The 25159-nt window shown below is 67.6% G+C and carries 26 protein-coding genes and 1 pseudogene; 7 read left to right on the top strand and 20 right to left on the bottom strand.

The window, feature by feature from the left end:
- Positions 1-16: 16 nt before the first annotated feature.
- Genes nusB through glyA form a run of 7 tightly spaced genes read right to left on the bottom strand, consistent with a single transcriptional unit; the run spans position 17 to position 5084 of the window.
- Positions 17-475, bottom strand: a complete 459-nt coding sequence (gene nusB, locus ABOZ73_RS18360; protein WP_369059543.1) for a transcription antitermination factor NusB — start codon at positions 473-475, stop codon at positions 17-19.
- Positions 472-939 carry a 6,7-dimethyl-8-ribityllumazine synthase gene (locus ABOZ73_RS18355; protein ID WP_369059542.1) on the bottom strand — a complete coding sequence of 156 codons (468 nt, stop codon included), beginning with the start codon at positions 937-939 and terminating at the stop codon, positions 472-474. Before ABOZ73_RS18355 ends, nusB begins: the two co-directional genes overlap by 4 nt.
- Positions 940-945: 6 nt before the next feature.
- Entirely contained in the window at positions 946-2058 is a 1113-nt protein-coding gene (gene ribB / locus ABOZ73_RS18350; protein ID WP_369059541.1) for a 3,4-dihydroxy-2-butanone-4-phosphate synthase, read from the bottom strand.
- Complete coding sequence (locus ABOZ73_RS18345) at positions 2055-2648, bottom strand: riboflavin synthase (RefSeq protein WP_369059540.1); 594 nt, start codon at positions 2646-2648, stop codon at positions 2055-2057. Before ABOZ73_RS18345 ends, ribB begins: the two co-directional genes overlap by 4 nt.
- Positions 2649-3305, bottom strand: a complete 657-nt coding sequence (ribD, locus tag ABOZ73_RS18340) for a bifunctional diaminohydroxyphosphoribosylaminopyrimidine deaminase/5-amino-6-(5-phosphoribosylamino)uracil reductase RibD (protein WP_369059539.1) — start codon at positions 3303-3305, stop codon at positions 2649-2651.
- A gap of 6 nt (positions 3306-3311) precedes the next feature.
- A complete protein-coding gene (gene nrdR / locus ABOZ73_RS18335; protein ID WP_369059538.1) occupies positions 3312-3779 on the bottom strand; it encodes a transcriptional regulator NrdR in 468 nt (155 codons plus the stop codon).
- 33 nt (positions 3780-3812) lie between these two features.
- Entirely contained in the window at positions 3813-5084 is a 1272-nt protein-coding gene (glyA, locus tag ABOZ73_RS18330; RefSeq protein WP_369059537.1) for a serine hydroxymethyltransferase, read from the bottom strand.
- 158 nt (positions 5085-5242) lie between these two features.
- Here glyA and ABOZ73_RS18325 point away from each other — a divergent pair, with 158 nt between their 5' ends.
- The gene (locus tag ABOZ73_RS18325; RefSeq protein WP_369059536.1) at positions 5243-5680 is read left to right on the top strand and encodes a MucR family transcriptional regulator; all 438 of its coding nucleotides are present in this window, start codon (positions 5243-5245) and stop codon (positions 5678-5680) included.
- A 63-nt stretch (positions 5681-5743) separates the two neighbouring features.
- Here ABOZ73_RS18325 and hemA read toward each other — a convergent pair whose 3' ends face one another.
- From hemA to ABOZ73_RS18295, 6 genes are all read right to left on the bottom strand, one after another.
- Positions 5744-6970, bottom strand: a complete 1227-nt coding sequence (gene hemA, locus ABOZ73_RS18320; RefSeq protein ID WP_369062577.1) for a 5-aminolevulinate synthase — start codon at positions 6968-6970, stop codon at positions 5744-5746.
- A gap of 150 nt (positions 6971-7120) precedes the next feature.
- Complete coding sequence (gene mmsB / locus ABOZ73_RS18315; RefSeq protein ID WP_369059535.1) at positions 7121-8017, bottom strand: 3-hydroxyisobutyrate dehydrogenase; 897 nt, start codon at positions 8015-8017, stop codon at positions 7121-7123.
- Positions 8018-8052: 35 nt separating this feature from the next.
- The gene (locus ABOZ73_RS18310; RefSeq protein ID WP_369059534.1) at positions 8053-8805 is read right to left on the bottom strand and encodes a class I SAM-dependent methyltransferase; all 753 of its coding nucleotides are present in this window, start codon (positions 8803-8805) and stop codon (positions 8053-8055) included.
- 87 nt (positions 8806-8892) lie between these two features.
- Positions 8893-9624 (bottom strand): hypothetical protein, encoded by a 732-nt coding sequence (locus ABOZ73_RS18305; RefSeq protein ID WP_369059533.1) that lies wholly within the window; start codon positions 9622-9624, stop codon positions 8893-8895.
- A 63-nt stretch (positions 9625-9687) separates the two neighbouring features.
- Positions 9688-10740 carry an enoyl-CoA hydratase/isomerase family protein gene (locus ABOZ73_RS18300; RefSeq protein ID WP_369059532.1) on the bottom strand — a complete coding sequence of 351 codons (1053 nt, stop codon included), beginning with the start codon at positions 10738-10740 and terminating at the stop codon, positions 9688-9690.
- Positions 10737-11876: an isobutyryl-CoA dehydrogenase gene (locus ABOZ73_RS18295; protein ID WP_369059531.1), complete on the bottom strand. Its 1140-nt coding sequence runs from the start codon at positions 11874-11876 to the stop codon at positions 10737-10739. Before ABOZ73_RS18295 ends, ABOZ73_RS18300 begins: the two co-directional genes overlap by 4 nt.
- 119 nt (positions 11877-11995) lie before the next feature.
- Here ABOZ73_RS18295 and ABOZ73_RS18290 point away from each other — a divergent pair, with 119 nt between their 5' ends.
- A complete protein-coding gene (locus ABOZ73_RS18290) occupies positions 11996-12487 on the top strand; it encodes a hypothetical protein (RefSeq protein ID WP_369059530.1) in 492 nt (163 codons plus the stop codon).
- Between the two features lie 11 nt (positions 12488-12498).
- Here the strand turns inward: ABOZ73_RS18290 and ABOZ73_RS18285 are convergent, their stop codons facing one another.
- The gene (locus ABOZ73_RS18285; RefSeq protein WP_369059529.1) at positions 12499-13773 is read right to left on the bottom strand and encodes an NAD(P)/FAD-dependent oxidoreductase; all 1275 of its coding nucleotides are present in this window, start codon (positions 13771-13773) and stop codon (positions 12499-12501) included.
- A gap of 170 nt (positions 13774-13943) precedes the next feature.
- Between ABOZ73_RS18285 and hemB the strand changes: the two genes are divergently transcribed.
- Entirely contained in the window at positions 13944-14900 is a 957-nt protein-coding gene (gene hemB, locus ABOZ73_RS18280; RefSeq protein ID WP_369062576.1) for a porphobilinogen synthase, read from the top strand.
- Here the strand turns inward: hemB and ABOZ73_RS18275 are convergent.
- Positions 14897-15805: an NAD(P)/FAD-dependent oxidoreductase gene (locus tag ABOZ73_RS18275; RefSeq protein ID WP_369059528.1), complete on the bottom strand. Its 909-nt coding sequence runs from the start codon at positions 15803-15805 to the stop codon at positions 14897-14899. The two genes, hemB and ABOZ73_RS18275, sit on opposite strands and share 4 nt — an antisense overlap.
- 182 nt (positions 15806-15987) lie before the next feature.
- Between ABOZ73_RS18275 and ABOZ73_RS18270 the strand changes: the two genes are divergently transcribed.
- Together ABOZ73_RS18270 and ABOZ73_RS18265 are read left to right on the top strand one after the other, a co-directional pair.
- On the top strand, positions 15988-16395 hold the full coding sequence (locus ABOZ73_RS18270; protein WP_369059527.1) for an Rrf2 family transcriptional regulator: 408 nt from the start codon (positions 15988-15990) through the stop codon (positions 16393-16395).
- The gene (locus tag ABOZ73_RS18265; RefSeq protein ID WP_369059526.1) at positions 16392-16781 is read left to right on the top strand and encodes an NUDIX domain-containing protein; all 390 of its coding nucleotides are present in this window, start codon (positions 16392-16394) and stop codon (positions 16779-16781) included. Before ABOZ73_RS18270 ends, ABOZ73_RS18265 begins: the two co-directional genes overlap by 4 nt.
- Positions 16782-16785: 4 nt before the next feature.
- On the opposite strand, the gene ABOZ73_RS18260 is transcribed toward ABOZ73_RS18265, so the two are convergent.
- Entirely contained in the window at positions 16786-17865 is a 1080-nt protein-coding gene (locus ABOZ73_RS18260) for an alpha/beta fold hydrolase (RefSeq protein WP_369059525.1), read from the bottom strand.
- Positions 17866-17874: 9 nt separating this feature from the next.
- Entirely contained in the window at positions 17875-18735 is an 861-nt protein-coding gene (locus tag ABOZ73_RS18255) for an NAD(P)-dependent oxidoreductase (RefSeq protein ID WP_369059524.1), read from the bottom strand.
- A gap of 116 nt (positions 18736-18851) precedes the next feature.
- On the opposite strand from ABOZ73_RS18255, the gene ABOZ73_RS18250 reads away from it, so the two are divergent.
- Both ABOZ73_RS18250 and ABOZ73_RS18245 read left to right on the top strand, forming a co-directional pair.
- On the top strand, positions 18852-19760 hold the full coding sequence (locus ABOZ73_RS18250) for a flagellar motor protein MotB (RefSeq protein ID WP_369059523.1): 909 nt from the start codon (positions 18852-18854) through the stop codon (positions 19758-19760).
- Positions 19761-19857: 97 nt separating this feature from the next.
- Positions 19858-20657 (top strand): annotated as a pseudogene (locus ABOZ73_RS18245) (arginyltransferase).
- On the opposite strand, the gene ABOZ73_RS18240 reads toward ABOZ73_RS18245, so the two are convergent.
- Genes ABOZ73_RS18240 through ABOZ73_RS18230 form a run of 3 tightly spaced genes read right to left on the bottom strand, consistent with a single transcriptional unit; the run spans position 20654 to position 25153 of the window.
- Entirely contained in the window at positions 20654-21946 is a 1293-nt protein-coding gene (locus tag ABOZ73_RS18240; RefSeq protein ID WP_369059522.1) for an APC family permease, read from the bottom strand. The pseudogene ABOZ73_RS18245 and the gene ABOZ73_RS18240 sit on opposite strands and share 4 nt — an antisense overlap.
- Before the next feature lie 13 nt (positions 21947-21959).
- Entirely contained in the window at positions 21960-23642 is a 1683-nt protein-coding gene (locus ABOZ73_RS18235; RefSeq protein ID WP_369059521.1) for a hypothetical protein, read from the bottom strand.
- A gap of 11 nt (positions 23643-23653) precedes the next feature.
- Positions 23654-25153 (bottom strand): hypothetical protein, encoded by a 1500-nt coding sequence (locus ABOZ73_RS18230; RefSeq protein ID WP_369059520.1) that lies wholly within the window; start codon positions 25151-25153, stop codon positions 23654-23656.
- Between the last annotated feature and the right edge of the window lie 6 nt (positions 25154-25159).

Here is a 25159-nt window from a genome sequence, read left to right as displayed (position 1 = left end):
CCGAGCCTGCCTTGGCTCAGCTCGTGCGGGCGTCCTTGGCGATGCCGTCCAGGGCGCCGTTGACGAAGCCGGCTTCCGGCCCTTCGAAGAACGACTTTGCGATGTCGACATACTCGTCGATCGCCACCTCGACCGGCACGTCTGGCCGGTTGATCAGCTCAAAGGCCCCGGCCCGCAGGATGGCGCGCAAGGTCGCGTCAACCCGCTCCAGGCGCCAGTTGGTCGCCAGGCGGCTGGTGATGGCCTTGTCGATCTTGGCCTGCTGGCCGACGACGCCGCGCACCAGGTCGGCGAAGAACTCCTCGTCGGCCCCGGCCAGACGCACGTCCTCGCTCAGGTCGCGGTCGAAGCGGTGCTCGGAGAACTCGCGCACCACGGCTTCGACACCCGTGCCGGCGGTCTCCATCTGGTACAGGGCCTGGACGGCGGCCAGGCGGGCCACAGAGCGGGCTTGGCGGGGCGGCGTCGCGTTCATCGACCGGCTCCGCCCAGCAGACGCTGCTTCAGCGCGATCATCTCCAGGCAGGCCTTGGCCGCGCCGCCGCCTTTATCGGCTTCCGACACGCGGGCGCGCGCCCAGGCCTGGTCCTCGTCCTCGACGGTCAGGATGCCGTTGCCGATGGCCAGGCGCTTGCCCACGGCCAGGTCCATCAGGGCCCGGGCCGATTCGTTGCAGACAACGTCGAAGTGATAGGTCTCGCCGCGGATCACGCAGCCCAGGGCCACGTAGCCGTCGTAGCGCTGGCCCACGGGGCGGCCGCCGCCCTCCTCCGCCATGGCGATGACCGCCGGGATCTCCAGCGCGCCGGGCACCGAGACCACGTCGAATTCCGCGCCGAACGCCTCGATGGCGTTGGTCGCGCCGCGCAGGAGTTCGTCGGAGATGCCGGAATAGAACCGTCCCTCGACGATCAGAACCCGGATCTTGTCTTCCACCATAAGCTTCTATTCCTCGGTCGGGATCGGCGCCCGGCCGATGATCTTCAGGCCGTATCCTTCGAGCGCCGCCGGTTTGAACTGACTCGAGGTGAGCAAGACCATTTCCCGCACCCCGAGGTCCAGCAGGATTTGCGCCCCGACGCCGTAGTCGCGCAAGGCGTTCGTTTTATGCAGGTCCTCGGCGGGGGTCCCGTAGCGCTCCGACATCCAGGCTGGATTGGGATCTCGGATGAACACCGCCACCCCTGGGCCGTCATGCGCGCCCAAGGCGCGCAAGGCGTTGGGGACATAGTCGCGGCGGGCATCCACGTGACCGAGCATGTCGGCGGCGAAGTCGACCTGGTGCATGCGCACCAGGGTCGGCACATCGCTTTCGCTACGCCCCTTCACCAGGGCCACGTGTTCGCTGCGGTCGATGGCGTTGCGATAGACGATCATCCGGAAGGCGCCGCCGTAGACGCTTTCGAACGGCGTCTCGACCACGCGCTCCACGCAGCGCTCGGTGCGGCGGCGATAGGCGATCAGGTCGGCGATGGTGCCGATCTTCAGGCCGTGCAGCTGGGCGAAGGCCACCAGGTCCGGCAGGCGGGCCATGGACCCGTCGTCGTTCATCACCTCGCAGATCACCGCCGCCGGGTTGAGCCCGGCCAAGCGCGAGATGTCGACCGAAGCCTCTGTATGGCCGGCGCGGACCAGCACGCCGCCGTCCTTGGCCACCAGCGGGAAGACATGTCCGGGCGATACGATGTCGTCCGCCGCCTTGGTCGGGTCCACCGCGACGGCGATGGTGTGGGCGCGGTCATGGGCGGAAATGCCCGTGGTCACGCCTTCGCGCGCCTCGATCGAGATGGTGAAGGCCGTGCCGTGGCCGCTCTCGTTCTGATGCGCCATGGGCGGCAGGCGCAGGCCCCGCGCCCGCTCGCCGGTGATCGACAGGCAGATCAGGCCCCGCGCGTGCTTGGCCATGAAGTTGATCTGTTCGGGCGTCGCAAACTGCGCGGGGATGATCACATCCCCCTCGTTCTCGCGGTCCTCGGCGTCCACCAGGATATAGGGACGGCCGTTGCGGGCGTCCTCGATGATGTCCTCGATGGGCGAGATGGGGATATCGGAACTCATTGGGCCGTCTCCTGCCAGCGCGCGAGGTATCGCGCCAGCATGTCGATCTCGAGGTTCACCCTGTCGCCGGCTTTCAGCGCGCCCAGCGTGGTGACCTCGAAGGTGTGCGGGATGATGTTGAGGTGGAAGACGTCGTCCTCCACCGCGTTGACCGTCAGGGACACGCCCTCCACGGCGATGGAGCCCTTCTGGGCGATGTAGCGATGCAGCGGGCGCGGCGCGCGGACGCGGAAATGGTGCGATCCGCCGACCACCTCGATGCTCACCACCTCGCCGACGCCGTCCACGTGGCCGGACACCACGTGGCCGCCCATCTCGTCGCCCAGGCGGGCGGAGCGCTCGAGGTTCACGCGCGAGCCTTCGCTCCAGGTCCCCAGGGTGGTCTTGGACAGGGTCTCGTCGGAGACTTCCACCGCGAACCAGCCCTCGCCCTTCTCCACCACCGTCAGGCAGCAGCCGGCGTGAGCGATGGACGCGCCGATATCCACCGTCGACAGGTCGAAGACAGTCTCGATCTCGTAGCGGCGGTCGCGATCGGTGTCGCGCACGGCGCGGACACGGCCGATGTCGGTGACGATTCCGGTGAACATCTAGAGCCTCTCGTACCGCTCCCAAAGGTCGTCGCCGAGCGTGGCGGCCGCGACCCGTTTAAACCTCGGCGCATCGGCCAGCGCCTCGACGGCCAGGGCGCCCACGCCGGGCCGCCCTTCGCCGCCCAGCACCACCGGCGCCCTAAACCACTCCATCACATCGACCAGACCGCAGCGCAGGAAGCTCGACGCCACCTGACCGCCGCCCTCGACGAACAGCTTTTCGATCCCCTGCCCGGCTAAGGTCTGCATGGCCGCCGGCAGATCGACCCGCTCGCCCGTCGCCGGGATTTGCAGCACCCGCACCCCAGCGTCAGTCAAGCGCGACTGCGCCGGCTGCGTCGTCAGTACGTAGGTAGGGATCTGGCGCGCCGTCGCCACAAGCTTGCAGGTTTGAGGCAGCCTCTGACGGCTATCCAGCACAATGCGCGACGGCTGCTTGCCCTCATAGCCGGCCGTGCGGACGGTCAGCTCGGGATCATCGGCCAGGGCCGTCTCGACCCCGACCAGCACCGCATCGTGCCGCGAACGAAGGCGATGCACCGTCTCGCGCGCGGCCGAGCCGGTGATCCAGCGGCTCTCGCCGGACGCGGTCGCGATCCGCCCGTCCAGGGAGGTGGCCAATTTCAGGGTCACGAACATCGCCGGCTTGGGCATGGCCGATCAGGCCTCGTCGCCCTCGTTGAGGCCTTCATCACCGAGGAATTTGGCGAAGTCCTCCCCATCGCGGAAGTCGCGATAGACCGAGGCGTAGCGGACATAGGCCACGTCATCGAGGCTTTTCAGCCCCTTCATGACCAGCTCGCCGACCACGTGCGACTGCAGTTCGGTCTCGCCCATGCTTTCCAGCTGGCGGACGATGCCGTTGACCATGCGCTCGACCCGCTCGGGGTCCACCGGCCGCTTGCGAAGCGCGATGGACAAGGAGCGCATCAGCTTGTCACGGTCGAACGGCGCGCGTCGACCCGACCGTTTGACGATGATCAGCTCACGCAGCTGCACCCGCTCGAAGGTTGTGAAGCGGCCGCCGCACTCGGGACACAGGCGACGCCGACGGATGGCCGCCCCATCTTCCGACGGGCGGCTGTCCTTCACCTGGCTTTCGGCATGTCCGCAGAACGGGCAACGCATAGATCTGGCCCCTCCGGCCCCTTATGAACGCTATTAAGCGTAGATGGGGAAGCGCGCCGTCAAGGCCAAGACTTGCTCGCGCACCTTGTCCTCGACCGCGCCGTTGCCGTCCGCGCCGTTCTTGGCGAGACCCTCGACCACTTCGGCGATCAGCTGGCCGACCAGGCGGAACTCTTCCACGCCAAAGCCGCGGGTGGTCCCCGCCGGGGTGCCGACGCGGATGCCCGAGGTGATGGTGAAGGGCGCGGTGTCGAACGGCACGCCGTTCTTGTTGGTGGTGATGTTGGCGCGCTCCAGGCTGTGTTCGGTGTCACGGCCGTTCACGCCCTTGGGGCGTAGGTCCACCAGCATCAGGTGGCTGTCCGTGCCGCCCGAGACGATGTTGACACCGCCAGCCTGCAGCGCGTCGGCCAAGGCCTTGGCGTTGTCGACGACCTGCTTGGCGTAGGCCTTGAACGACGGTTGCAGCGCTTCGCCGAAGGCCACGGCCTTTGCGGCGATCACGTGCTCCAGCGGGCCGCCTTGCAGACCCGGGAACACCGCCGAGTTGATCTTCTTGGCGATGGCTTCGCTGTTGGTCAGCACCATGCCGCCGCGCGGGCCGCGCAAAGTCTTGTGGGTGGTGGTGGTCACCACGTCGGCGTGCGGCACGGGGTTGGGATAGACGCCGCCGGCCACCAGGCCCGCGAAGTGCGCCATGTCCACCATCAGGTAGGCGCCGACGCTGTCGGCGATTTCGCGGAACTTGGCGAAGTCGATGATGCGGCTATAGGCGCTGCCGCCGGCGATGATGAGCTTCGGCTTTTCCTTGGCCGCGATCTCGGCGACGGTGTCGTAGTCGATCTGCTGGTCCTGAGTGCGCACGGTGTAGGACACCGGCTTGAACCACTTGCCCGACTGGTTGGCCGGGCTGCCGTGCGTCAGGTGCCCGCCCGCCGCCAGATCCATGCCCAGGAACGTGTCGCCCGGCTGCAGCAGCGACATGAACACCGCCTGGTTGGCCTGCGAGCCCGAGTGCGGCTGGACGTTGGCGAAGGCGGCGCCGAAGATCTGCTTGGCGCGGTCTATGGCCAGCTGCTCGATCTCGTCGACGAACTCGCAACCGCCGTAATAGCGCTTGCCCGGATAACCCTCGGCGTACTTGTTGGTCAGGATCGAGCCTTGAGCCTCCAGCACGGCGCGGCTGACGATATTCTCCGACGCGATCAGTTCGATCTGGTTTTGCTGGCGCTTCAGCTCCTGGCCGATGCGGTCGAAGATGGCTTTGTCGGCAGTGGCGAGATCGGCGGAGAAAAAGGCGCTCATGGGGAGATTCCTTGCGGCTTGGGCGGGCGCCCCCTCTTTAAACCGACATCTGCGCGGATCAATCGGAACCTATCGGCAAGCGCTGCGTTAGCGGTCGACCCGGTTCAGATTTTCCTGCCTTTTCCGGGCCTGTTCGCGTGGAAGGGGGATTTCATCTGATGGCGTCATTGGACGAGAACGAAACCGGCAACCTGTCCGACCAGGACATCTTGTCGCTCAGCGCCGATATCGTGGCCGCCTATGTGGGTCAAAACACCGTGGCGGCCAACGCGCTGCCTGACCTGATCCGCTCCGTCCACAGCACGCTTTCCAACCTCGGCGAAGCCGAGCCCCCCGCTCCGGCCGAAAAGCAGAAGCCGGCCGTGCCGATCAGCCGCTCGATCGCCAACGACTACATCGTCTGCCTGGAAGACGGTAAGCGGCTGAAGATGCTGAAGCGCTACCTGCGCTCGCGCTACGACATGAGCCCCGACGACTATCGCCGCAAATGGGGCCTGCCGGCCGACTACCCGATGGTCGCCCCCGCCTATGCCGCCCGGCGCTCCGACTTCGCCAAGCAGATCGGCCTTGGCCGCGGCGTCCGGCGCAAGCGCTAGTTCCTGATACGCAAAATGGCCGGGTCTCCCCGGCCATTTCCATATTCAGCGCTGTTTGCCGGCTCAGGCCGCGTAGCCGCCCATGCGGGCCACGTTGCAGTGGGCCCACAGCTTCTCCATGGCCTTCACCAGATCGCGCATCATCGCGTCGGTGTGGGCCGGAGACGGCGTAAAGCGCAGGCGCTCGGTGCCGCGCGGCACGGTCGGATAGTTGATCGGCTGCACATAGATGCCGTGATCGGACAGCAGCATGTCGGAGATCATCTTGCAGTGGACGGGATCGCCCACCAGCACCGGCACGATGTGGCTGACCGACGGCATGACCGGCAGGCCGGCGTCGGCCATCATCTTCTTCAGGGTCGCGGCGCGCTCCTGGTGAGCGACGCGCAGCTCGTTGTGCTCTTTCAGGTAACGCACGCTCGCGGCGGCGCCGGCCATCAGGGACGGCGGCAGCGAGGTGGTGAAGATGAAGCCCGCGGCGTAGAGGCGGACGGCGTCGACCATGTCGGAGTTGCCGGCGATGTAGCCGCCCATGACGCCAAAAGCCTTGCCAAGCGTGCCCTCGACGATGTCGATGTCGCCCATGACGCCGTCGCGCTCGGCCACGCCGGCGCCGCGCTCGCCGTACATGCCCACGGCATGCACTTCATCGAGATAGGTCAGGGCGCCGTACTTCTTGGCCAGTGCGATGGTCCCGGCGATGTCGGCGATGTCGCCGTCCATCGAATAGACGCTCTCGAAGGCGATCAGCTTGGGACGATCCGCCGGCGAGGCCGCCAGCAGTTCTTCCAGGTGCTCCAGGTCGTTGTGACGGAACACGTGGCGCTCGCAGCCGCCGTTGCGGATGCCGGCGATCATCGAGGCGTGGTTCAGGGCGTCCGAATAGATGATCAGGCCCGGCAGGATCTTCTGCAGGCTCGACAGGGTCGCCTCGTTGGCCACGTAGCCCGAGGTGAAGACCAGCGCCGATTCCTTCTGGTGAAGGTCGGCCAACTCCAGCTCCAGCTCGACGTGCTGGTGCGTGGTGCCCGAGATGTTGCGCGTGCCGCCCGAGCCCGAGCCGTGCGCGTCGATGGCCGCGTGCATGGCGTCCATGACCACCGGGTTCTGGCCCTGGCCGAGATAGTCATTCGAGCACCAGACCACGACGTCCTGCTCACCCCCGTCCGGGCGCGTCCAGGTGGCACGCGGGAAGTGGCCCTGCTGACGCTTCAGGTCGGCGAAGACCCGATAGCGGCCCTCCGAACGGACCTGTTCGACGGCGTTCTTGAAAGCGGCTTTGTAATCCATGACGACGATGCTCGGCGATGCCAGCGGGGGATTCATTGATCCCTCTCAATATGGCGCGGCTTTTCGCATGCTGTTTGTAGATTTGTCCACAAAACGAGACCGGTTATTCGCCAATCGACGCGAAAATGTCGCGGAAGCCGCGAGCGGTTCTCAACTAAGCTCGCCAAGTCGTCCGCGCAGCATCTGCAACACGGCCGAGAAGTCCTTCTTCCCGTAACCTTGGGTGTCGAACAGCGCATACAGCGCCTGCGCCTGCGCGCCCAGCGGCGTCGTCCCGCCGGCCTTTGCGGCGGCGTCCTGCGCCAACTTCAAGTCCTTCAGCATCATGGCGGTCGCAAAACCGCCCTCGTAGCCCCGATCGGCCGGCGTCTGCGGCCCCACGCCCGGCACCGGGCAGTAGGTGCTGACCGACCAGCAGTTCCCCGACGACTGGCTCGCCACGTCGAAGAACCGGTCCGCCGCCAGGCCCAGCTTCTCGGCCAGGGCGAACGCCTCGCACGTCCCGAGCATGGAGATGCCCAGCAGCATGTTGTTGCAGATCTTGGCCGCCTGCCCCGCCCCGGACGAACCGGCGTGGATCACCGCGCGCGCCATGGGCGCCAAAGCCGCCTCGACATCCGCGAACACCGCGTCCTCGCAGCCGACCATGAAGGCCAGGGTCCCGGCGTCCGCCGCCATGACGCCGCCGCTGACCGGGGCGTCGGCGACGCGATAGCCCGCCGCCCTCGCCTGTTCGGCCACGGCGCGGGCGCTTTCCACGTCGATGGTGGAGCAGTCGATCAGCAGGGCTGACTTCGCCGCCTTGCCCAGGATCGTCTCGGCATAGACCGACCGCACGTGCGGGCCGGCGGGCAGCATGGTGATGACTACGTCCGCATCGGCCACGGCTTCGGCCGCCGAACCGGCCGCCCGGCAGCCGGCCTCGACAGCCCGGGCCACCGCGGCCTCGGACAGGTCGAAGGCGGCGATCTGGTGACCGGCCTTGGCTTGATTGGCGGCCATGCCGCCGCCCATGGCCCCCAGGCCGATGAACGCGATACGCATCAACTCACTCCCTGCGACACTTTTTGTTTTTCCGCCACTTATTGCGGTTTCTTGAACTTTAGAACGAACTGGTCTGTCTTGCCTCGGATCGACGGATCGAACACCGAAGCCGTCAGCGGATCATTGGGATTGGCCAATAGGCCGCTCTCGCCCGCCAGCACGAAACCCGCCTGCTGAATTTCCTCGATGGCGGCAGCCTTGGCGATGCGGTGCTGTTCGGCCGCGCCCATCAGGCCGGAGGACGGCAGAGCCGCATGGTCGATGACCATATAGGTCCCGCCCGGCTTCAGCGCCTTGAACACCGCCGCGTTGAAGGCGACGGCCGTCCCCGGCGGCGCGAACTTGCCGTGCAGGTCGTGATAGTTCTGGGACGTCCACACCAGGTCCAGCGGCTCTGGCGCGCCGAAGCGGGCGTTGGTGTCGGACGAGGTCACGACGTTGCCCAGCGCCGGATCGGCCGCCAGGGCCTGGCCGTCGGTCAGGTACTTGGGTGCGATCTTGACGATCTCGGCCGGGACATAGGCGTAGACCTTGCCCGTCGATCCCACCGCCTTCGACAGAATGCGGGTGAAATAGCCGCCGCCGGGCATGTACTCCCCGACCTTGTCGCCCGTCTCCACCCCGGCCCAGACCAGCAGCTGGCCCGGATGGCGTTCAGCGTCGCGGGCCTTGTCGGCCGCCGGGCGGGCCGGATCAGCCAAGGCCCTGGCGATGACGTCGGGTTGCGCGTACGCCGCGCCGCAGGACAGGAACGCCGCCGTCGCGGCCACCAGGATCGAACCACGAAGCATCACACTGTCCCCTACTTTGCTTGGCCTTACCGGCCAGCCGTGCGCGGCTTGCGGAACTTGTAGACGAACTGGTCGACCCGCCCGGCGTCAGGGGCGAGCGCATTGCTGCGATAGGTGTCGGCCGTGGTGCGCAGCACCGGGCTTTCCCCCTCGAACACGAAGCCGGCCTTGACCACGTCGGCGCGGACCGTGGCCGGGTCGATGCGGTTCAGGTTCTCGGCGCCCTGAGCCGCCGTGCCGGCCGGGGCCATGGCGTCGACGACCAGGAACACGCCGCCCGGCTTCAGCGAGTTCGAAGACCTTGCGGTTGATGGCCACCACGTTCGGCGAGCCGAGCAGGCGCGTATAGTGATAGTGATAGGTCCCCACCGACAGCACCGCGTCCAGCTTCTCCGGCGCGCCGAAGTTCGGCAGGGTGTTCAGCACCATCTCCACATTGCCGTAGGCCGGATCGTCGGCGATCCCCGCCACGGCCGGCTTGCGGTTGGCCAGCTTGGTCAGCTCGTCCGGGACATAGGTGTAGACCTTGCCCGTCGGCCCGACCGCCCGCGACAGGATACGGGTGTAATAGCCGTCGCCCGGGATCAGGTCGGCCACCTTGGCGCCGCTGCGCACGCCGGCGAAGGCCAGGACCTCGGCGGGACGGCGCAGATCATCGCGGCGGACGTCGGCCTCCGGACGCTTGGGGTCTTCCAGGGCGCGGACCAGCGGATCACCGCCGCCCATCGGCCGCCCGGCTCCCGGCGGCGGGGCCGACGGAGCGGTGGCGCAGGCCGTCACCAGCAGGGCGGCGGCGAGGCAGAGGAGCGGTTTACGCATGGAGGTGTTCCCTTCGGACCGGACGTTTCTTCGTTTGCCCGCCAGACTAGACCACGGCGACCGCTACGTCAGCGGCGTCCACGCCTCGTCGGCCGGCAATGGCGCGAAGATTTCGTCGAGCATCGACTCTGTGACCGCATCAAGGCGATCAGGGTTCCATTTGGGCGATCCGTCCTTGTCGACGATCACCGCCCTCACCCCCTCCAGGAAGTCGTGCCGCCGCACGACCCGCGCGCCGATGGCGTATTCCATGGCCATGTTGTCGGCGAAGTCGTCCATCCGACCGCCCAGCTTCAGTTGGCGGAAGGCCACCTTCAGGGTCTGGGGCGACTTGGTCTTCAGCGTCTCAAGCTGCGCCGCGGCCCACTCGCCGCCTTGGGCCTCCAGCGCCGCGACAATGCCCTCCACCGACGTCATGGCGAAGGTGTCGGACACCACCGCCAGATTGTCGGCCAGGGGCGCATGGCCCGGATCGGCGTCGATCTGCGCCAGCAGGCTCTCGATATCGGCCGGATCGGCGATGATCGCCGCCTTCAGGGCATCAAGATCGGCGCTCTGCACATAGTCGGTGGCGACGCCCAGGATCAGGCAGTCCGCCGCCTTGATCCGCGCGCCGGTCAGGGCCAGCCAAAGCCCGGTCTTGCCCGGCAAGCGCGGCAGGAACCAGCCGCCGCCCACATCCGGGAACAGGCCGATGCCCGTCTCCGGCATGGCGAAGGTCGTCCGCTCCGTGGCGATGCGGTAGGCGCAGGGCATGGCGAGGCCGACACCGCCGCCCATGACGACGCCGTCCATCACCGCCGCGACCGGCTTGCCGTAGGTGAACAGCAGGTGGTTCAGCCGGTACTCGGTGTGGAAAAAGGCCATGGCCTCCTTGCCGTCCTTCGCCCCGCTTTGCGCAAGCATGCGGATGTCGCCGCCGGCGCAGAAGCCGCGCTCGCCCGCGTGGTCCAGGAGGACCAGCTCCACCGCAGGATCGCTGCGCCAGGCCTGCAGCGCGGCGATCATCGCCTCGCACATGGACAGGTTCAGGGCGTGCAGCGCCTTGGGCCGGTTCAGGGTGATCCGCCCGACCTTGCCCTCGATGCGGGTGATGACTTCGGGTTCGGCGGTCATTGGCGGAACATCTCACGGCTGACGATCACGCGCATGATCTCATTGGTGCCTTCCAGGATCTGGTGCACCCGCAGGTCGCGGACGATGCGCTCCAGGGGGTAGTCCTGCAGATAGCCATAGCCGCCGTGCAATTGCAGAGCGTCGTTGGCGACCGAAAACCCGGCGTCGGTGGCGAAGCGCTTGGCCATGGCGCACAGCTTGGTGGCCTGCGGGTCTTGTCTGTCCAGGGCGTCGGCGCCCCGGCGCACCATCAGCCGCGCGGCCTCCAGCTCGGTCGCCATGTCGGCGATCTTGAACTGCAGGGCCTGGAACTCCTTCAGCGGCCGGCCAAACTGGTTGCGGGTCTCCATGTAGGCCTTGGCGGTGTCGAGGGCGAAACCCGCCCCGCCCAGCGAGCAGGACGCGATGTTCAGCCGCCCGCCGTCCAGGCCCATCATGGCGAAGCGGAAGCCGTCTCCCTCGGCCCCGATGCGGTTCTCCACCGGCACACGGACATTGTCGAAGTTCACCTGGGCGGTGGGCTGGGCGTTCCAGCCCATCTTCTTCTCGTTGGTGCCGAAGGTCAGGCCCTCCCAGCCCTTCTCGACCACGAAGGCCGACACGCCCTTGGGGCCGTCGCCGCCGGTACGGGCCATGACCACATAGACGTCGGACACGCCGGCGCCGCTGATGAAGGCCTTGGAGCCGTTCAGAACGTAATGGTCGCCTTCCAGCTTGGCGGAGGTGCGCATGGAGGCCGCATCCGAGCCGCTGCCCGGCTCGGTCAGGCAGTAGCTGGCGATCAGCTCCATGGTCGTCAGGCGCGGCAGATACTTGTGGCGCAGATCCTCCGATCCGAACCGGTCGATCATCCACGAGGCCATGTTGTGGATCGAGATGAAGGCCGCCGTCGGCACGTCGCCATAGGACAGCGCCTCGAAGATCAAGGACGCGTCCAGGCGCCCCAGGGCCGAGCCGCCCACGTCCTCGCGCACATAGATGCCGGCGAATCCCAAGGCCGCCGCCTGGCGGATCACATCGACGGGGAAGTGCTTGTCCTCGTCCCAGCGAGCCGAGTGCGGGGCAAGCTCCTCCCGCGCAAAGGCGCTGGCGGCGTCCCAGATGGCCCGTTGATCGTCGTTCAGCGTGAAGTCCATGCGCGATTCCTCTGGTCGGAGGCATGAACCCGCCTCCGTTTTATTGGGGTCAGGAGGTGACGCGGCGCGCGCGGCCTGTCAATGTCGCGGCGATTGAGCAAACCGGAATCGACCAACCGATGACCGACCCCATCTCCGCCACGCCCGAGCCCGTCGCCGCCGCTCACGCGTCCGACGTGGACCGCAACCTGGCCCTGGTCGTCTACGCCCTGCTCTTCTCGTCGATCTTCTTCGCCGGCATCCCGGCCCTGATCGCCGTGGTCATCGCCTACGCGCAGCGCGATCAGGCCACGCCGCAGATCGTCAGCCACTACAATTTCCAGATCCGCATCTTCTGGATCGCCCTGATCCTGTCGGTGATCGCGGCGCTGTGCGGAACCTTCGGTCTGATCGCCGGCATCGGCGACATCTTCCAGTACGCCGTCCGCGGCGACTGGAGCGCCTGGGACGTGGTGGAGTTCGAGTTCAACGAAATCCGCTTCGATCCGGCCATGATCAGCCTGATGATCGCCGCGGTGGTGTTCACGGTGATCGCCACCATCTGGCTGCTCTGCGCCCCGGCCTTCGGTTTCATCCGCCTGCTGGGCCAGCGGGCCATCGGCCAACGATAAGCATCCTCGCCTCAATGCAGCTTGAGCCGCCCGGAGACCCGGCGGTGCAGCAGGCGTGACAAGGCCAGGATGACCGTGCGCCGGATCCCGATCACCGCCCTGTGGTGGGCGAGGTGGAGGGATATGTAGGCCCACTTAGCCAGCAAGCCCTCGATCAGGAAGTTGGGACCGCCCAGGCCGCCCATCAGCGAGCCTATCCCCCGCCCCTCGCCTAGCGAAATCAGCGAGCCGCGATCGCGATAGACGAAGGGACCGGTGTCCTTGCCGGGGTTGATCAGCGCCCGCGCCAGATAGGCGGCCTGCTGCGACGCAGCCTGGGCGCGCGCCGGCACAGGACGGTCGTTGGGACCGGGCGCCTGGGCGCAGTCGCCCATCGCATAGACGCCGTCCACGGAGGTGCGCAGGCGGTCGTCGACGATGAACTGATTCAGCTTGCCGGTCTCCAGGCCGAACGTCTCATGGAGGTCGTCGGCCTTCACCCCGGCCGCCCAGACGATCAGGTCGGCGGCGACATCGCCCTTGCTGGTCACCAGCTTGTCCGGGTGCACGGCCTCCACCTTGGCGTCGGTCAGAAGCTCGACGCCCTTGGCCTTCAGGGCTCGCGCGGCCTTGTCGGAGACCCGCTTGGGCAGTCCGCCCAGAATGGCGGGCGCCGCCTCGATGATGGTGACCTGCAGCTTGAAGCGCTGCTCGTCGGACAGGCCGGCGGACAGTTCGTCATGGCCCTCGATCAGTTCGGTGGACAGCTCCACCCCGGTCGCGCCCGCGCCGACGATGGCGATGCGAAGCACCCGCTCGTCGGAATAGGCCGCGCCCAGAAAGGCCGAGGTCAGGCGGCTGTTGAACGCCTCGGCGTCGGCCACATCCTCCAGGCGATGGGCATGCTCGGCCGCGCCGGGCGTGCCGAACAGGTTGGCGCCGCTGCCCAGCGCCAGGATGAGTGTCTTGAACGTCAAGGTCCGCTCGGCGACCAGCGTCTTGCCGTCGTCGTCCTTGATCTTGGCCAGGGTGACGGTCCTGCTCTTCGGATCCAGCTTGATCAGGTCGCCCAGGGTGAAGCTGAAGTGGTTGCGCCGCCCCAGCAGTGGGTAGGACAGGCCCTCCTGGTGGCTGTCGAGGGAGCCCGCGGCCACCTCGTGCAGGCTGGGCTTCCAAAGGTGGAAGATCGACCGGTCGATCAGCAGCACGCGGCGGCGGCCTTCGCGCGCGCCCAAGCGCCGCCCCAGCCGGGCGGCCAGCTCCAGGCCGCCGGCGCCGCCGCCGATGATGAGGATGTCGTGGTTCATGGTCTCACAACTCGGGGCCGGCGCTGTAGTTCAGCCGCCCTGGAGGCGACGATATGGCGGGCGGCTGGGCACGCCCGCGTCATGGCCCTTGCCACCGGCATGCGTGTCGGCGACTAAGACGGCCATGAGCCTTCCCCCTCGCCGCCTATCCCGCCCTTCGTCTTCGCCGCCTGCGTCAGGCCGACTGGGTCCGACGCCTTGTCCGCGAGACGGTGCTGACCCCGTCCGATCTGATCTGGTCGATGGTGGTGCATGAGGGCGAAGGCCGCGTCCCGGTCGCCTCCATGCCGGGGGTCGAGCGCCTGTCGGTGGCGGAAGCGGCCAAGGCCGCTGTTCAGGCTCGCGAGCTGGGCATCCCCGCCATCGCCATCTTCCCGCACATCGACGGGGCCCGCAAAGACGCCAGCGGCTCCATCGCCGCCGATCCTGACGGCGTCATTCCCCGCGCGGTCAAGGCCATGAAGGACGCCGCGCCGGAAGTCGGCATCATGTGCGACGTGGCCCTGGACCCCTTCACCAACCACGGCCACGACGGCGTGGTCGAAGGCGGCAAGATCCTCAACGATCCGACCATCGAACGCCTCATCGAACAGGGGCTGATGCAGGCCGAGGCCGGCGCCGACATCCTGGCCCCGTCGGACATGATGGACGGTCGTATCGGCGCTCTGCGCACAGCGCTGGAAAGCCATTCGCATCAAGACGTTATGATCATGTCTTACGCGGCGAAATACGCCTCGGCCTTCTACGGCCCGTACCGCGACGCCATCGGCTCGGCCAAGCTGTCGGCCGGTCAGGGAGACAAGAAGACCTACCAGATGGACCCGGCCAACACCGAGGAAGCCATCCGTGAGGTCGCCCTCGACATCGCCGAAGGCGCCGACATGATCATGGTCAAGCCGGGCCTGCCCTATCTCGACATCGCCCGCCGCCTGGTCGAGACCTTCTCCATGCCGACCTTCGCCTTCCAGGTCAGCGGCGAGTACGCCCAGATCAAGGCCGCCGCCGCCAACGGCTGGATCGACGAGGAGCGCGCCATGCTGGAGACGCTGGGCGCCTTCAAGCGCGCCGGGTGCGCCGGGACGATCACCTACTTCGCCCCCGTCGCCGCCCGCCTCCTAGGCGCCTAGATCTGTCGACGGCCGCCGCTTGTGACGGCATGCACGATCGAGAACGTCGTCCTCGCGCCGTCGGCCGCCGCGAAGATCGCCTGCTGAGCCATTCCCGCGGCGCAATCGCCCGCCGCCAGGACATTGGCCATGGAGGTTTCGCCCTGATCGTCGCGCCATACCGCGCCGTCCTCTCGGAGACGAAGGCCCAGCGCTTCGACGAGAGCGCCCTGGGTTTGACGCGGGCGCAGCCAAAGGGACTCGATAGGAACCTGCGTCCCATCCTCCAGAACGACGCCGCTCAGACTATGGCCGTCCTTTCCGATCACCTTAACGACCGCGCGCCGTTCCACCGCAACGCCGTCATTTTCCAGCAGGGCGACGGTCTCGCTCGGCGCCGCTGAAGGGACGAAGACGGTCATCCTCCCCGCCCAGTTGCGCAGGAACAGGGCGTATTCGGCCAAGGCGACGTCCTGCAGCAACACCCCCCAATGCTCATCGCGATGTTCGTGGCCATCGCAGAACGGGCACGCATGAACGCCCCTTCCCCACTGCCCGGCCACCCCCTCGATGTCGGGCAGGTGGTCCGCAAGCCCGGCCGCCAAAAGAACCTTGCGGCCATGGACGGATCGCCCAGTGTCCATGCTCACCATCATGCCCTCACCGTTGCTTTCCAGCCCCAGCACAAGACCGTCCAGCCGCTGGACAGTCTTGTAGCGGGCCAGTTCCTGGTGACTGATCGCTCGAAAATCAGCGGGCAGTATGCCGTCCCGGGACAGATAGCTGTGCATCGCCGGCGCTGCGGCGTTGCGCGGGGCGCCGCCATCGATCAGCAGCGCGCTCAGACCCGCGCGGCCTGCGATCAGGGCCGACGACAGACCGGCGGGGCCGCCGCCGATAATGATGATGTCATATTGGTCTTGCATGGCTTGCCTCCGTTGCGAAATCACGCAACTTCATATGTTTCATATGCGCCAGGAGCAAGACTTACGTCACATTAAATGTTTCCTGATTATGGCTTGAGCGTCGAGGCAGGATGACTGAAGTCTGCCGATACAGTCGCCGCCCCTGTGAGGACCCGTTGAGAACCGACAGTCGATTGTCCCGCATGCTGCATGTCCTGCTGCACATGGCGCAGGCGGATGGCCCAATGACCTCCGAACAGGTCGCCGCCATGTTAGGCACCAACCCAGTGGTCGTGCGCCGGACCATGGGTGGGTTGCGAAGCGCGGGCTATGTAACGTCTGAAAAGGGCCACGGCGGCGGCTGGACCCTGGCGGCGAACCTCTCCGACCTTTCCTTGCTCGACATCCACAAAGCCGTCGGCGGGCCCAAGCTGTTCGCCATCGGCCACGATTCCGACAACCCTGATTGCGCCGTCGAGAGAGCGGTCAACAAGGCCCTGGACCAAACCCTCGCTCAGGCCGAAGCTCTTCTTCTGAGCAAGCTCTCCGACGTGACCCTCGCGGACCTAGCCCAAGATTTCGCTCGGTTATGCAGCCCACCCCGCCCTTGAACCGGATTGAAATCGTCACCGCCGTCATCCGTGACGACGACGGGCGCTGGCTGGTGGTCCGCAAGCGCGGCTCTTCGATCTTCATGAAGCCGGGCGGCAAGCGCGAGCCCGGCGAGGACGACCTGACCGCCCTCGCCCGCGAGGTGCGCGAGGAGCTGGCCTGCGGGATCGTCGACCCCGTGCTTCTGGGGGCCTTCGAGGCGCCCGCCGCCAACGAGCCGGATACGACCGTCCGCGCGGTCGTCTATCTGGCCCGCATCGATGGCGAACCCGTCGCCCAGGCCGAGATCGAGGAAGCCCTGTGGCTGGACGTCGAGGCGCCGGGCGAACGGAAGCTGGCGCGGCTGCTGACGGAACAGGTGCTGCCAGCCGTCCGCGCCCTTTAGCGCCCTACTTCTCGGTCCGCTCCAGCAGCGCCTTCATCTCGTCCTGCCAGAGCACGGCCCAGGTGTGACTGCCGTGGCCCTTGGTGTTCTCGCTGGCGGGGATCAGGATGTACTTCGCCGTCGGCAGGCGCTTGGCCGCCTCCAGGTCAATGCCCAGTTCCGGCGGATTGATGAAGTCGTCCGCCGAGTTGATCCACGTCATCGGGACCTTCACCGCGTCCAGCTTGGGCCACGGGTTGTAGTTCCGCGACGACGACACCTGGTACAGGAAGTCGTTGGCGTCGATGCCGGCCATGCGGCGCGTCACGTCGGCCTCGACGAACTTGTCGGTCGCCTCGCGGGTCGGCAGGGCCTTTTGCATCGGGATGGTCGAGGAGCCGGCCAGAATCAGGAAGTTGGTCGCGATGCGCAGACCCTGCTGCGGCTGGGTCGTATAGTTCCCGCCGTTCCAGGCCGGATCGCTGGTGATCCCGTCGATGGTCATCTTGCGCCACAGGCGGTTGCGGCCGGCGATTTCGGTCGGCAGGCAGGCCATGGGCATCATCGCCTGCGAGAACGTCGGATACTGCTCGGCCCAGACAAAGCCGTGCATGCAGCCCATCGAGGTGCCGAACAGCAGGCGCAGGTGATCCACGCCCAGACCCTTGGTCAGCAGCTCATGCTGGGCCGCGACCATGTCGTCATAGTCGTACTGCGGGAACTTGGCCTTCAGGCCGTCGCTGGGCTTGGAGCTTTTCCCGTGGCCGATGTTGTCGGGCATGATGATGTAATACTTGGCCGGGTCGAGCACGCCGCCGGGCTTGTAGAGCTCCTCGGCGAACTGCGGGCTGAGGAACTGTTTGCCGGTCCCGCCCGTGCCGTGCAGCACCATCACCGCGTTGGTGATCTTGCCCTTGGCGTCGCGCCTGGGCTCGCCCAGGGTGGTGTAGTGCAGGCGCAGCTCCGGCAGGGTCTCGCCCGTGCCGAACTTGAAGTTCCTGGCGACGTAGTCGCCTTCCTTGATCGGCCAGGCGGTCTGGGCGACGGCGCCCGTGGCCAGGCTCAGGGCGGCGGCGGCCGCCAGGCATAGAGCTTTGAATTTCATCACTTCCCCCTACTTCTTCTTGTTCAAACGGGCGACCAGGCTGGAGGTGTCCCAGCGGCGCCCGCCCAGACCCTGCACATCGGCGTAGAACTGGTCGATCAGGGCCGTGCCCTCCAGCCGCGCGCCGTTGGTCCGCGCCTCGTCCAGGGCGATGCCCAGGTCCTTGCGCATCCAGTCGACGGCGAAGCCGAAGTCGAACTTGCCCTGGGCCATGGTGGGCCAGCGGTTCTCCATCTGCCAGCTCTGGGCCGCGCCCTTGGAGATGGCGGTCAGCACCAGATCCGTATCGAGCCCGGCCTGGGTGGCGAAGTGGACCGCCTCGGCCACGCCCTGGACCACGCCGGCGATGGCGATCTGGTTGCACATCTTGGTCAGTTGGCCCGTGCCGGTCTCGCCCATGTGGGTGATAGCCTTGGCGTAGGCGTCCATCACCGGCTGAGCGCGGTCGAAGGCGGCCTTGTCGGCTCCGACCATGATGGTCAGCTGGCCGTTCTCGGCCCCCGCCTGCCCGCCCGACACCGGCGCATCGACGAAGCTGCGGCCAGCCTTGGCGCAAAGTTCGCCCATTTCGCGGGCCACCCTGGCGCTGGTGGTGGTGTGGTCGACGATGATCCCGCCTTCGGCCATGGTCGCGGCGGCCTGCGGAACCACGCCGCGCACGTCGTCGTCATTGCCGACGCACAGGAAGACGATCTCGGCCCCGGCCGCCGCCTCGCCGATGGTCGCGCCGGCCCGGCCGCCATGGGTTTGCACCCAGCGCTGGGCCTTTTCCGGACTGCGGTTGAAGACGGCGATCTCGTGCCCGGCCTTGGCCAGATACCCCGCCATGGGAAAGCCCATGACACCAAGACCGATGAAAGCGACTTTCATGCACCAACTCCCAACCACGGACGCTGCCTGCGGTTAGGCCCAGCCGAGCTTTCCAGCAACCCCATCTTAACGGGCCGGCGTCATGTTGAAGGCCTTATCAAGGTTAAGGACGCGCCATGGCGATCGGCAACGACGCTCCGATCATCATCAAGAAGGTCAAGAAGGGCGGCGGCCATGGTCACCATGGCGGCGCCTGGAAGGTGGCTTACGCCGACTTCGTGACCGCCATGATGGCGTTCTTCCTGCTCATGTGGCTGCTGTCCTCGACCACCGAGGAACAGCGCCAAGGCATCGCCGACTATTTCGCCCCGGCCAGCGTCACCGACAGCACCAGCGGCTCTGGCGGCATCCTGGGCGGCACCGCCCTGGGTGAAGAAGGCGACCAGTCCCGCGGCTCGCAGGCCATCGTCGAGGCCACCGCTCCCCAGGCCCCGCCGGACGCCATCGAACAGGGCCAGAGCGCCCGCACCGGCGCCGCCCTCGACAACGCCACCGAGGACGCCCTGCGTCAGGCGCTGATGAAGAAGGAGAACGACAGCTTCGCCTCCGCTGCCCAGTCCCTGCGCCAGTCTTTGCAGGACATGCCGGAGCTGGCCGAACTGTCGAAGCAGATCTTCATCGACCAGACCCCGGAAGGCCTGCGCATCCAGCTGGTCGACCAGGAAGGCCGCTCGATGTTCAAGGAAAGCGCCGCCACTCCCAACGACCGCGCCCGCGTCCTGCTGCGCGCCATCGCCAAGATCGTCAACGAGCTGCCCAACCGTCTGACTATCTCCGGCCACACCAGCGCCAACGCCAGCGGCCGCCAGTCGGACGCCGACTGGCCGCTGTCGGCCAACCGCGCCAACGCCGCCCGCCAGATCCTGCAAGGCGCCGGCGTCGACGGCGACCGCATCTATCAGGTGTCGGGCAAGGCCAATTCCGAGCCGCTGTACCCGGACGATCCGACCCTGGCGGGCAACCGTCGGATCTCCATCGTCCTGCTGCGCGACAAGCCCGTCCTGCCGGCCAACGGCGGTTTCTGAATCCGCGGCCCCTGCGACAAATCCGGCGTCTTGCGCGTTGGCGCAAGATGGCTCCTAATCCTCTTAGGGGTTGGGGCGTAAAGGGCGCCGACGGGCAGTGACGCAACATTTTCCGACGCGACAGCTTCGGTTCTTTCTGACGGCGCCGAACCCGTGCCCGTACCTGCCCGGCCGCCTTGAGCGCAAGGTGTTCGCGCACCTGCCCCTGACCGACGGACCGACCGTCAATGACGGCCTCACCCAGGTCGGTTTCCGCCGCTCGCAGAACATCGCCTACCGGCCGGCTTGCGAATCGTGCCGGGCCTGCGTGTCGGCCCGCGCCTGCGCCCGCGAGTACGTGTTCTCCCGTTCCGAGCGGAAGGTCATCAACCGCAACGAGGACCTGGAACGCCATCTGGTCGAGGCCGAGGCGACGATGGAGCAGTTCGACCTGCTGCGCCGCTACCTCAACGCCCGCCACGCCGAGGGCGGCATGGCCGACATGACCTGGCCCGACTATGTCGCCATGGTCGAGGACACCGCCGTCCGCACCCACATGATCGAATACCGGCGCAAACCGCAGGACCGCGGCCCCGGCGACCTGATCGCCTGCGTGCTGGTCGATGTCCTCGCTGACGGCCTGTCGCTGGTCTACAGCTTCTACGAGCCGACGATGCCCAAGCGCAGCCTGGGCTCCTTCGTGATCCTGGACCACATCGTCCAGGCCTGCCTGACCAGCCTGCCCTACGTCTATCTGGGCTACTGGGTCCCGGGCAGCGAGAAGATGGCCTACAAGGCCCGCTTCTCCCCCTGGAGATCCTCAAGCCGGGCGGCTGGGCGCTGATGAGCGCCCGCGACCGCGCCATGGAGGCTCCGGCGGCGGACGTGGACCAGCCCTCGCGCAAGCCCTTCGACTAGGCCGTGCGGGCGCGCCTCCGCCACGCGTACCAGCTCAGCCCGACCGCCAGCCAGACCGCCAGCAGGCCGTAGGGCCGCCAGTCGGTGCCGAAGCCCAGCGCCGCGATGATCACGGCGGCGATCCCGCCCAGGGCGGCCAGCACCTGCACCGTGCCGCGATTGAACTTCAGCCGCGCGGCGGCGTGAACCTCCGGATGGGCGCGAGCGACGTTGAACGCCGCCAGGCAGGTGCCGAAGTACTTCATCATCGTCGGCACGTTCACCGCCAGCAGCAGGAACAGCAGGCTCGACGGCAGGAACACCGCCGCCACGCAGCCGCCCAGGGCGACCAGGCTGGCGATATGCGGCGTGCCGAACTTGGGGTGCACCCGGCCGAGCGCCGCCGGCAGCACGCCGGCCCGGCCCATGGCGAACAGAAAGCGGGCATAGACCAGGAAGACCGCGTTCATCGACTTGGCCAGGGAGAACACGGCTGCGGTGACGATCAGCGGCGTGGCGATCGGGCCGAGCACGGCCTTGGCCGCGTCCAGCAGCGGCGCCTCGCTGGCGGCAAGGCCTTCGACGCCGATGGCGCTCATGGCGGCGAAGGTCACCGACAGGTAGATGACCATGGTCAGGACCAGGGCCCCGGCCATGCCCAGGGGGATCTTGCGCTCGGCGTCCTCGACCTCTTCGCCGACTTCCGTCGCCGTCTCGATGCCGAGGAAGAGCTGGATCATCAGCGGCAGCGCCGCCAGGATCGGCAGGATGCCGCCCTCGGTCGCCTCGATGAACAGGCGAGGCTCGAACCTTGGCGCGGCGGCGAAGACGAAGATGCTGAGCGCGCCCAGCAGCAGGAACATCAGGATCGTCTGCGCCCGCGCGGCCACCGCCACACCCACATAGTTGAGCGCGAAGATCAGGCCGAAGAAGCCCAGGATCGTCGGCGCCGCCGGCAACGGCAGCACCATGGACAGATAGCTGATCAGCACCCGGGCCAGGACGATCATCACCACCGCGTTCGACAGCACGCGCATCCAGACGATGGCGAAGGCCAGGGTCGGGCTAGTGAACCGCCTCTGCCACTCGAACGAGGCCGCCGTACGCGGCGCGGTGGACGACAGATAGGCATAGACCACGGCGAACAGGCCCATGGGCAGGACCGCCAGCATGGTGGCGATCAGCACGCCGTCGCCGCCGATCTTCGCGGCCGGGCCGAGCACGGTGAAGATGGCCGCGCCGACCGCGGTCCCCGCCCCCAGCATGATGAGGTCGATCAGGCGGACGCTATGGCGAAGGTTTGCGGTCATCGGCGGTCCGTTCTCAGAACTGGCAGGCTGCGGCCGAGGCGGCCGGGTCCCGCGTGAAGGCGTAACCCTCGCGCGGCGCGCCTCGCGGCGAATAGACGATGGTCTTGGTCTCGTCACCGCGACGGATGACCAGGCGAAGGCTTCGGGTCGGGTCCTTGCGGACCTCGTCGATGGGATCGGTCTCGGTGATCACGTCGCCATCGAGGACACCGGCCTTGGCGGCCGCTGAGCCTGGGACGAGATCGCGGACGATGCGGGCGTCGTTGAGCGAGGCGCGTGCGAAGCCCAGTTCGAACGGGCGGCTTTCCTTGGCGACCACCGTGAAGCAGGCGGCGAAGCGATCGGCTGGCTTCAGCAAGCCGCCTGACACCATGTGATCGTAGTCGGCGCGGGCGCGCTCGGCCCCGATCTCCTGGCCGACCAGGGCAAGCCAGTCGTCGGCGCCATAGGGCTGGCCCGCCGTGCTGCGCCGATACATGGCCTTGGCCAGATCATCCAGGCTGCGCTTGCCGCCGCTGGCCTTGCGGATCGCCGCGTCGGTGTTGAGCAGATAGAAGAACCCGCGCCCATAGGGAATCGTCTGGGCGATGGGATCGCTCCAGAACAGCTTGCTCCCTTCGGCGTTGCTCAAGCCCCGATAGGGGTTCGAATAGTAGGCCTGCGCCTTCTCGTTGAGGTCTTCCAGCAGGCGGTCGGCGGGCAGCAGGCCCGCGCGATGGGCCAGCATCACCGAGTAGTATTCGGCCATGCCCTCGCTGTACCAGGCGGTGTCGCCATGCTCGCCCTGCATGCGCGGCCAGTTGTGGGCCATCTCGTGGGCGACCAGACCCTGCAGGTCGTCCAGGCTCGGCTTGGCCGGCGGGTGGTAGCCGAACATGAACGAGCGGCCGAGCGCGCTGCCGCCCACGCCCTTGTAGGGGTTCTGCCGCATGAAGACGCGGTAGTCGCCGCCTGCATCCCCGAAGAAGGCCGCCATGGGATTGAACAGCGCCTCGGTGCGCTCGCCCAGGGCCTTGGCGTCGAAGGGCGGCTCTCCCAGCCAGTAGAGGCTGAAGCGGCCCGGCTGCGCCGGATGGCTCTTGAGCGGCCCGGCGGCGAAGTAGCTGAACGACAGCGCCTCCGACGGCAGGACGATGTCCACCGCCCCGTCGCCATAGGTCCAGGCGCCGCGCGATCCGGCCGGCGACGCCGACAGATCCCAGCGCAGGCGCACCTGCCAGGGCCCAGGCTTCACCGGCGTGGCCAGGAAACCGACGCCGGCGCCGACGAACCCGCCCGCCTCCGTGCGAAGGTCGAACAGCGGGCCGTTGTTGGTCGCGGCGGTGACCGCGCGCGGCGGCGCGGCGTAGCTGACCACCACGTCGCCCTTGCTCGGGCGGCTGGCGTTCCATCGGCGATAGACGCCCTGCGGCGTCGGCGGTTCTTCCGACTGGGTCAGGGGCAGAGGCCCGGCGTCGTCGCGGGCGGTCAGGGCGTCGCCGTCATAGCGCGCGCTGGGAATGCCCACGAGGATCAGCGGCAGGCGCACGACCCCCTCGCCCGCCTTCAGGTCAGGCTTGGCAAGGGTCATGACCACGCCCAGCCGATCCTGCGCGGGACGCGGCGTCAGCACGATGTCCAGCGGCGCCGGCTGGGCGACGGCGGGGGCCGACAGCATCAGCGCGGCGAACAGGGCGAGCATCAGCTTACGTACCATGCCGCGTCTCCTCACCAGGCCTTGCAGGCGCGATCAGACACGCCCGGCTTGCGCACGAAGGTATAGCCTTCCAGCGTATCGCCGCCCTGGACGTAGGTCTTGGGCGCCAGCTGGAAGCAGGGACCGAACGCGTTGGAGTGCGGCTTGAACAGCACGCCGTTCAGGATGCGGTCCTCGAACTCCTTGTCGACCCCCTCGCCCAGTTCGCGCACCACGAACGCCTTCCAGGCGGCATGGTCGAACCGCTGGCCAGCTTCGCGGGCCACGAACAGCGGTTGCAGCGCGTCCTCGAGCCGGCGCTTGCCGCCTGACTTGGCGCGGATGCGGGCGTCGATGTCGGCGAAGTAGAGCGCGCCGCGGTTATAGGGAACGTGGCGGATTTTCTCGTCGCCGAAGCCTGCCTTGGCGATGCGCTCGGCCGTCCAGGTCCGGGCCGCCACGCCGTAATAGCCCTCGGAGATCTCGGCGACCTCTTCGGCATAGTCGGCAATGGTGGTGAAGCCGCCCCGCTTGGGGAGCACGGCGGTCAGATAGGTGTTCAGCCCCTCGCTGAACCAGCTGGAAATGCCCTGCGGCGCTTCGATGCCGCCGGTCCACTGGTGCATCATCTCGTGGGCCAAGGTGCGGCGCGGGCCGATGGCCTTGGGGTCGCGCGGCGCGGAGGCCTGGGACAGCATGAACGAGTTCGGCAAGGCCGTGCCGCCGCCCACCGGCGGCGTGTCGAGGAACCGCATGAACACCCGGTACGGCGGGGGCGGCTGCAGGTACTTCAGGTCCTCGGCGATGAAAGTGTAGAGCTTGGCCGACCAGGCCGCGTCCACCGCCGGATCAAAGGGCGACGCGCCCAGCCAGGCGGCGCTGAACCCATGGTCCTGGCCCTCGGCCGGATAGCGGCCGACGGGTCCGGCGATGTACCAGGACTGCATCAGCCGCGACGGCGGCCCTTTCACCTCGACGGCGCCCTCGCCGAACGAGGCGATGCCCGTCGAGCCGGCGGGCATGTCGCTCAGGTCCCATTTGATGCGGGAGACCCCGCTCTTGATGTGGCTGGGGATCACCAGGAAGCCCGAACCGGCGCCGCTGACGCCGCCGCCCGACGGACGGATGCCGAACGGCGGCCCTTGGCGCGAGCCGACCGGCTGCACCACCGAGCGGTAGCTGATGGTCACGGGATAGCTGACGTCCCGCTGCGCATTCCAATGCCGGAAGTAAGGAAAGCCGCCCGGCGCGGCGGGATCGTCGCTGGAGACCAGCGGCACTTCGCCCGCGGCGTCGATGACCTTCAGGTCCTGCACGCGGTCGGCGATGCCAGGCACGCCGGCATAGACCACCGGCGCCGACAGGCTGAACGGCGCGGCGTCCGACACGTCCTTCAGGGTCGAGACGACCTCGATCCCGGTCACCTCGTCACCCTGACGGACCGGCTTGAAGGTCGCATCGAATGTCTGGGCCTGGGCGGCGCTGGCAAGCGCCGCAAGACCGGCCCCGAGCAGCAGAGCGCGTCGGACCATGGCCCC

It is taken from the genome of Caulobacter sp. 73W (assembly GCF_041021955.1).
Lineage (GTDB): Bacteria > Pseudomonadota > Alphaproteobacteria > Caulobacterales > Caulobacteraceae > Caulobacter.
This window is presented reverse-complemented; position numbering and strand designations above follow the sequence as displayed.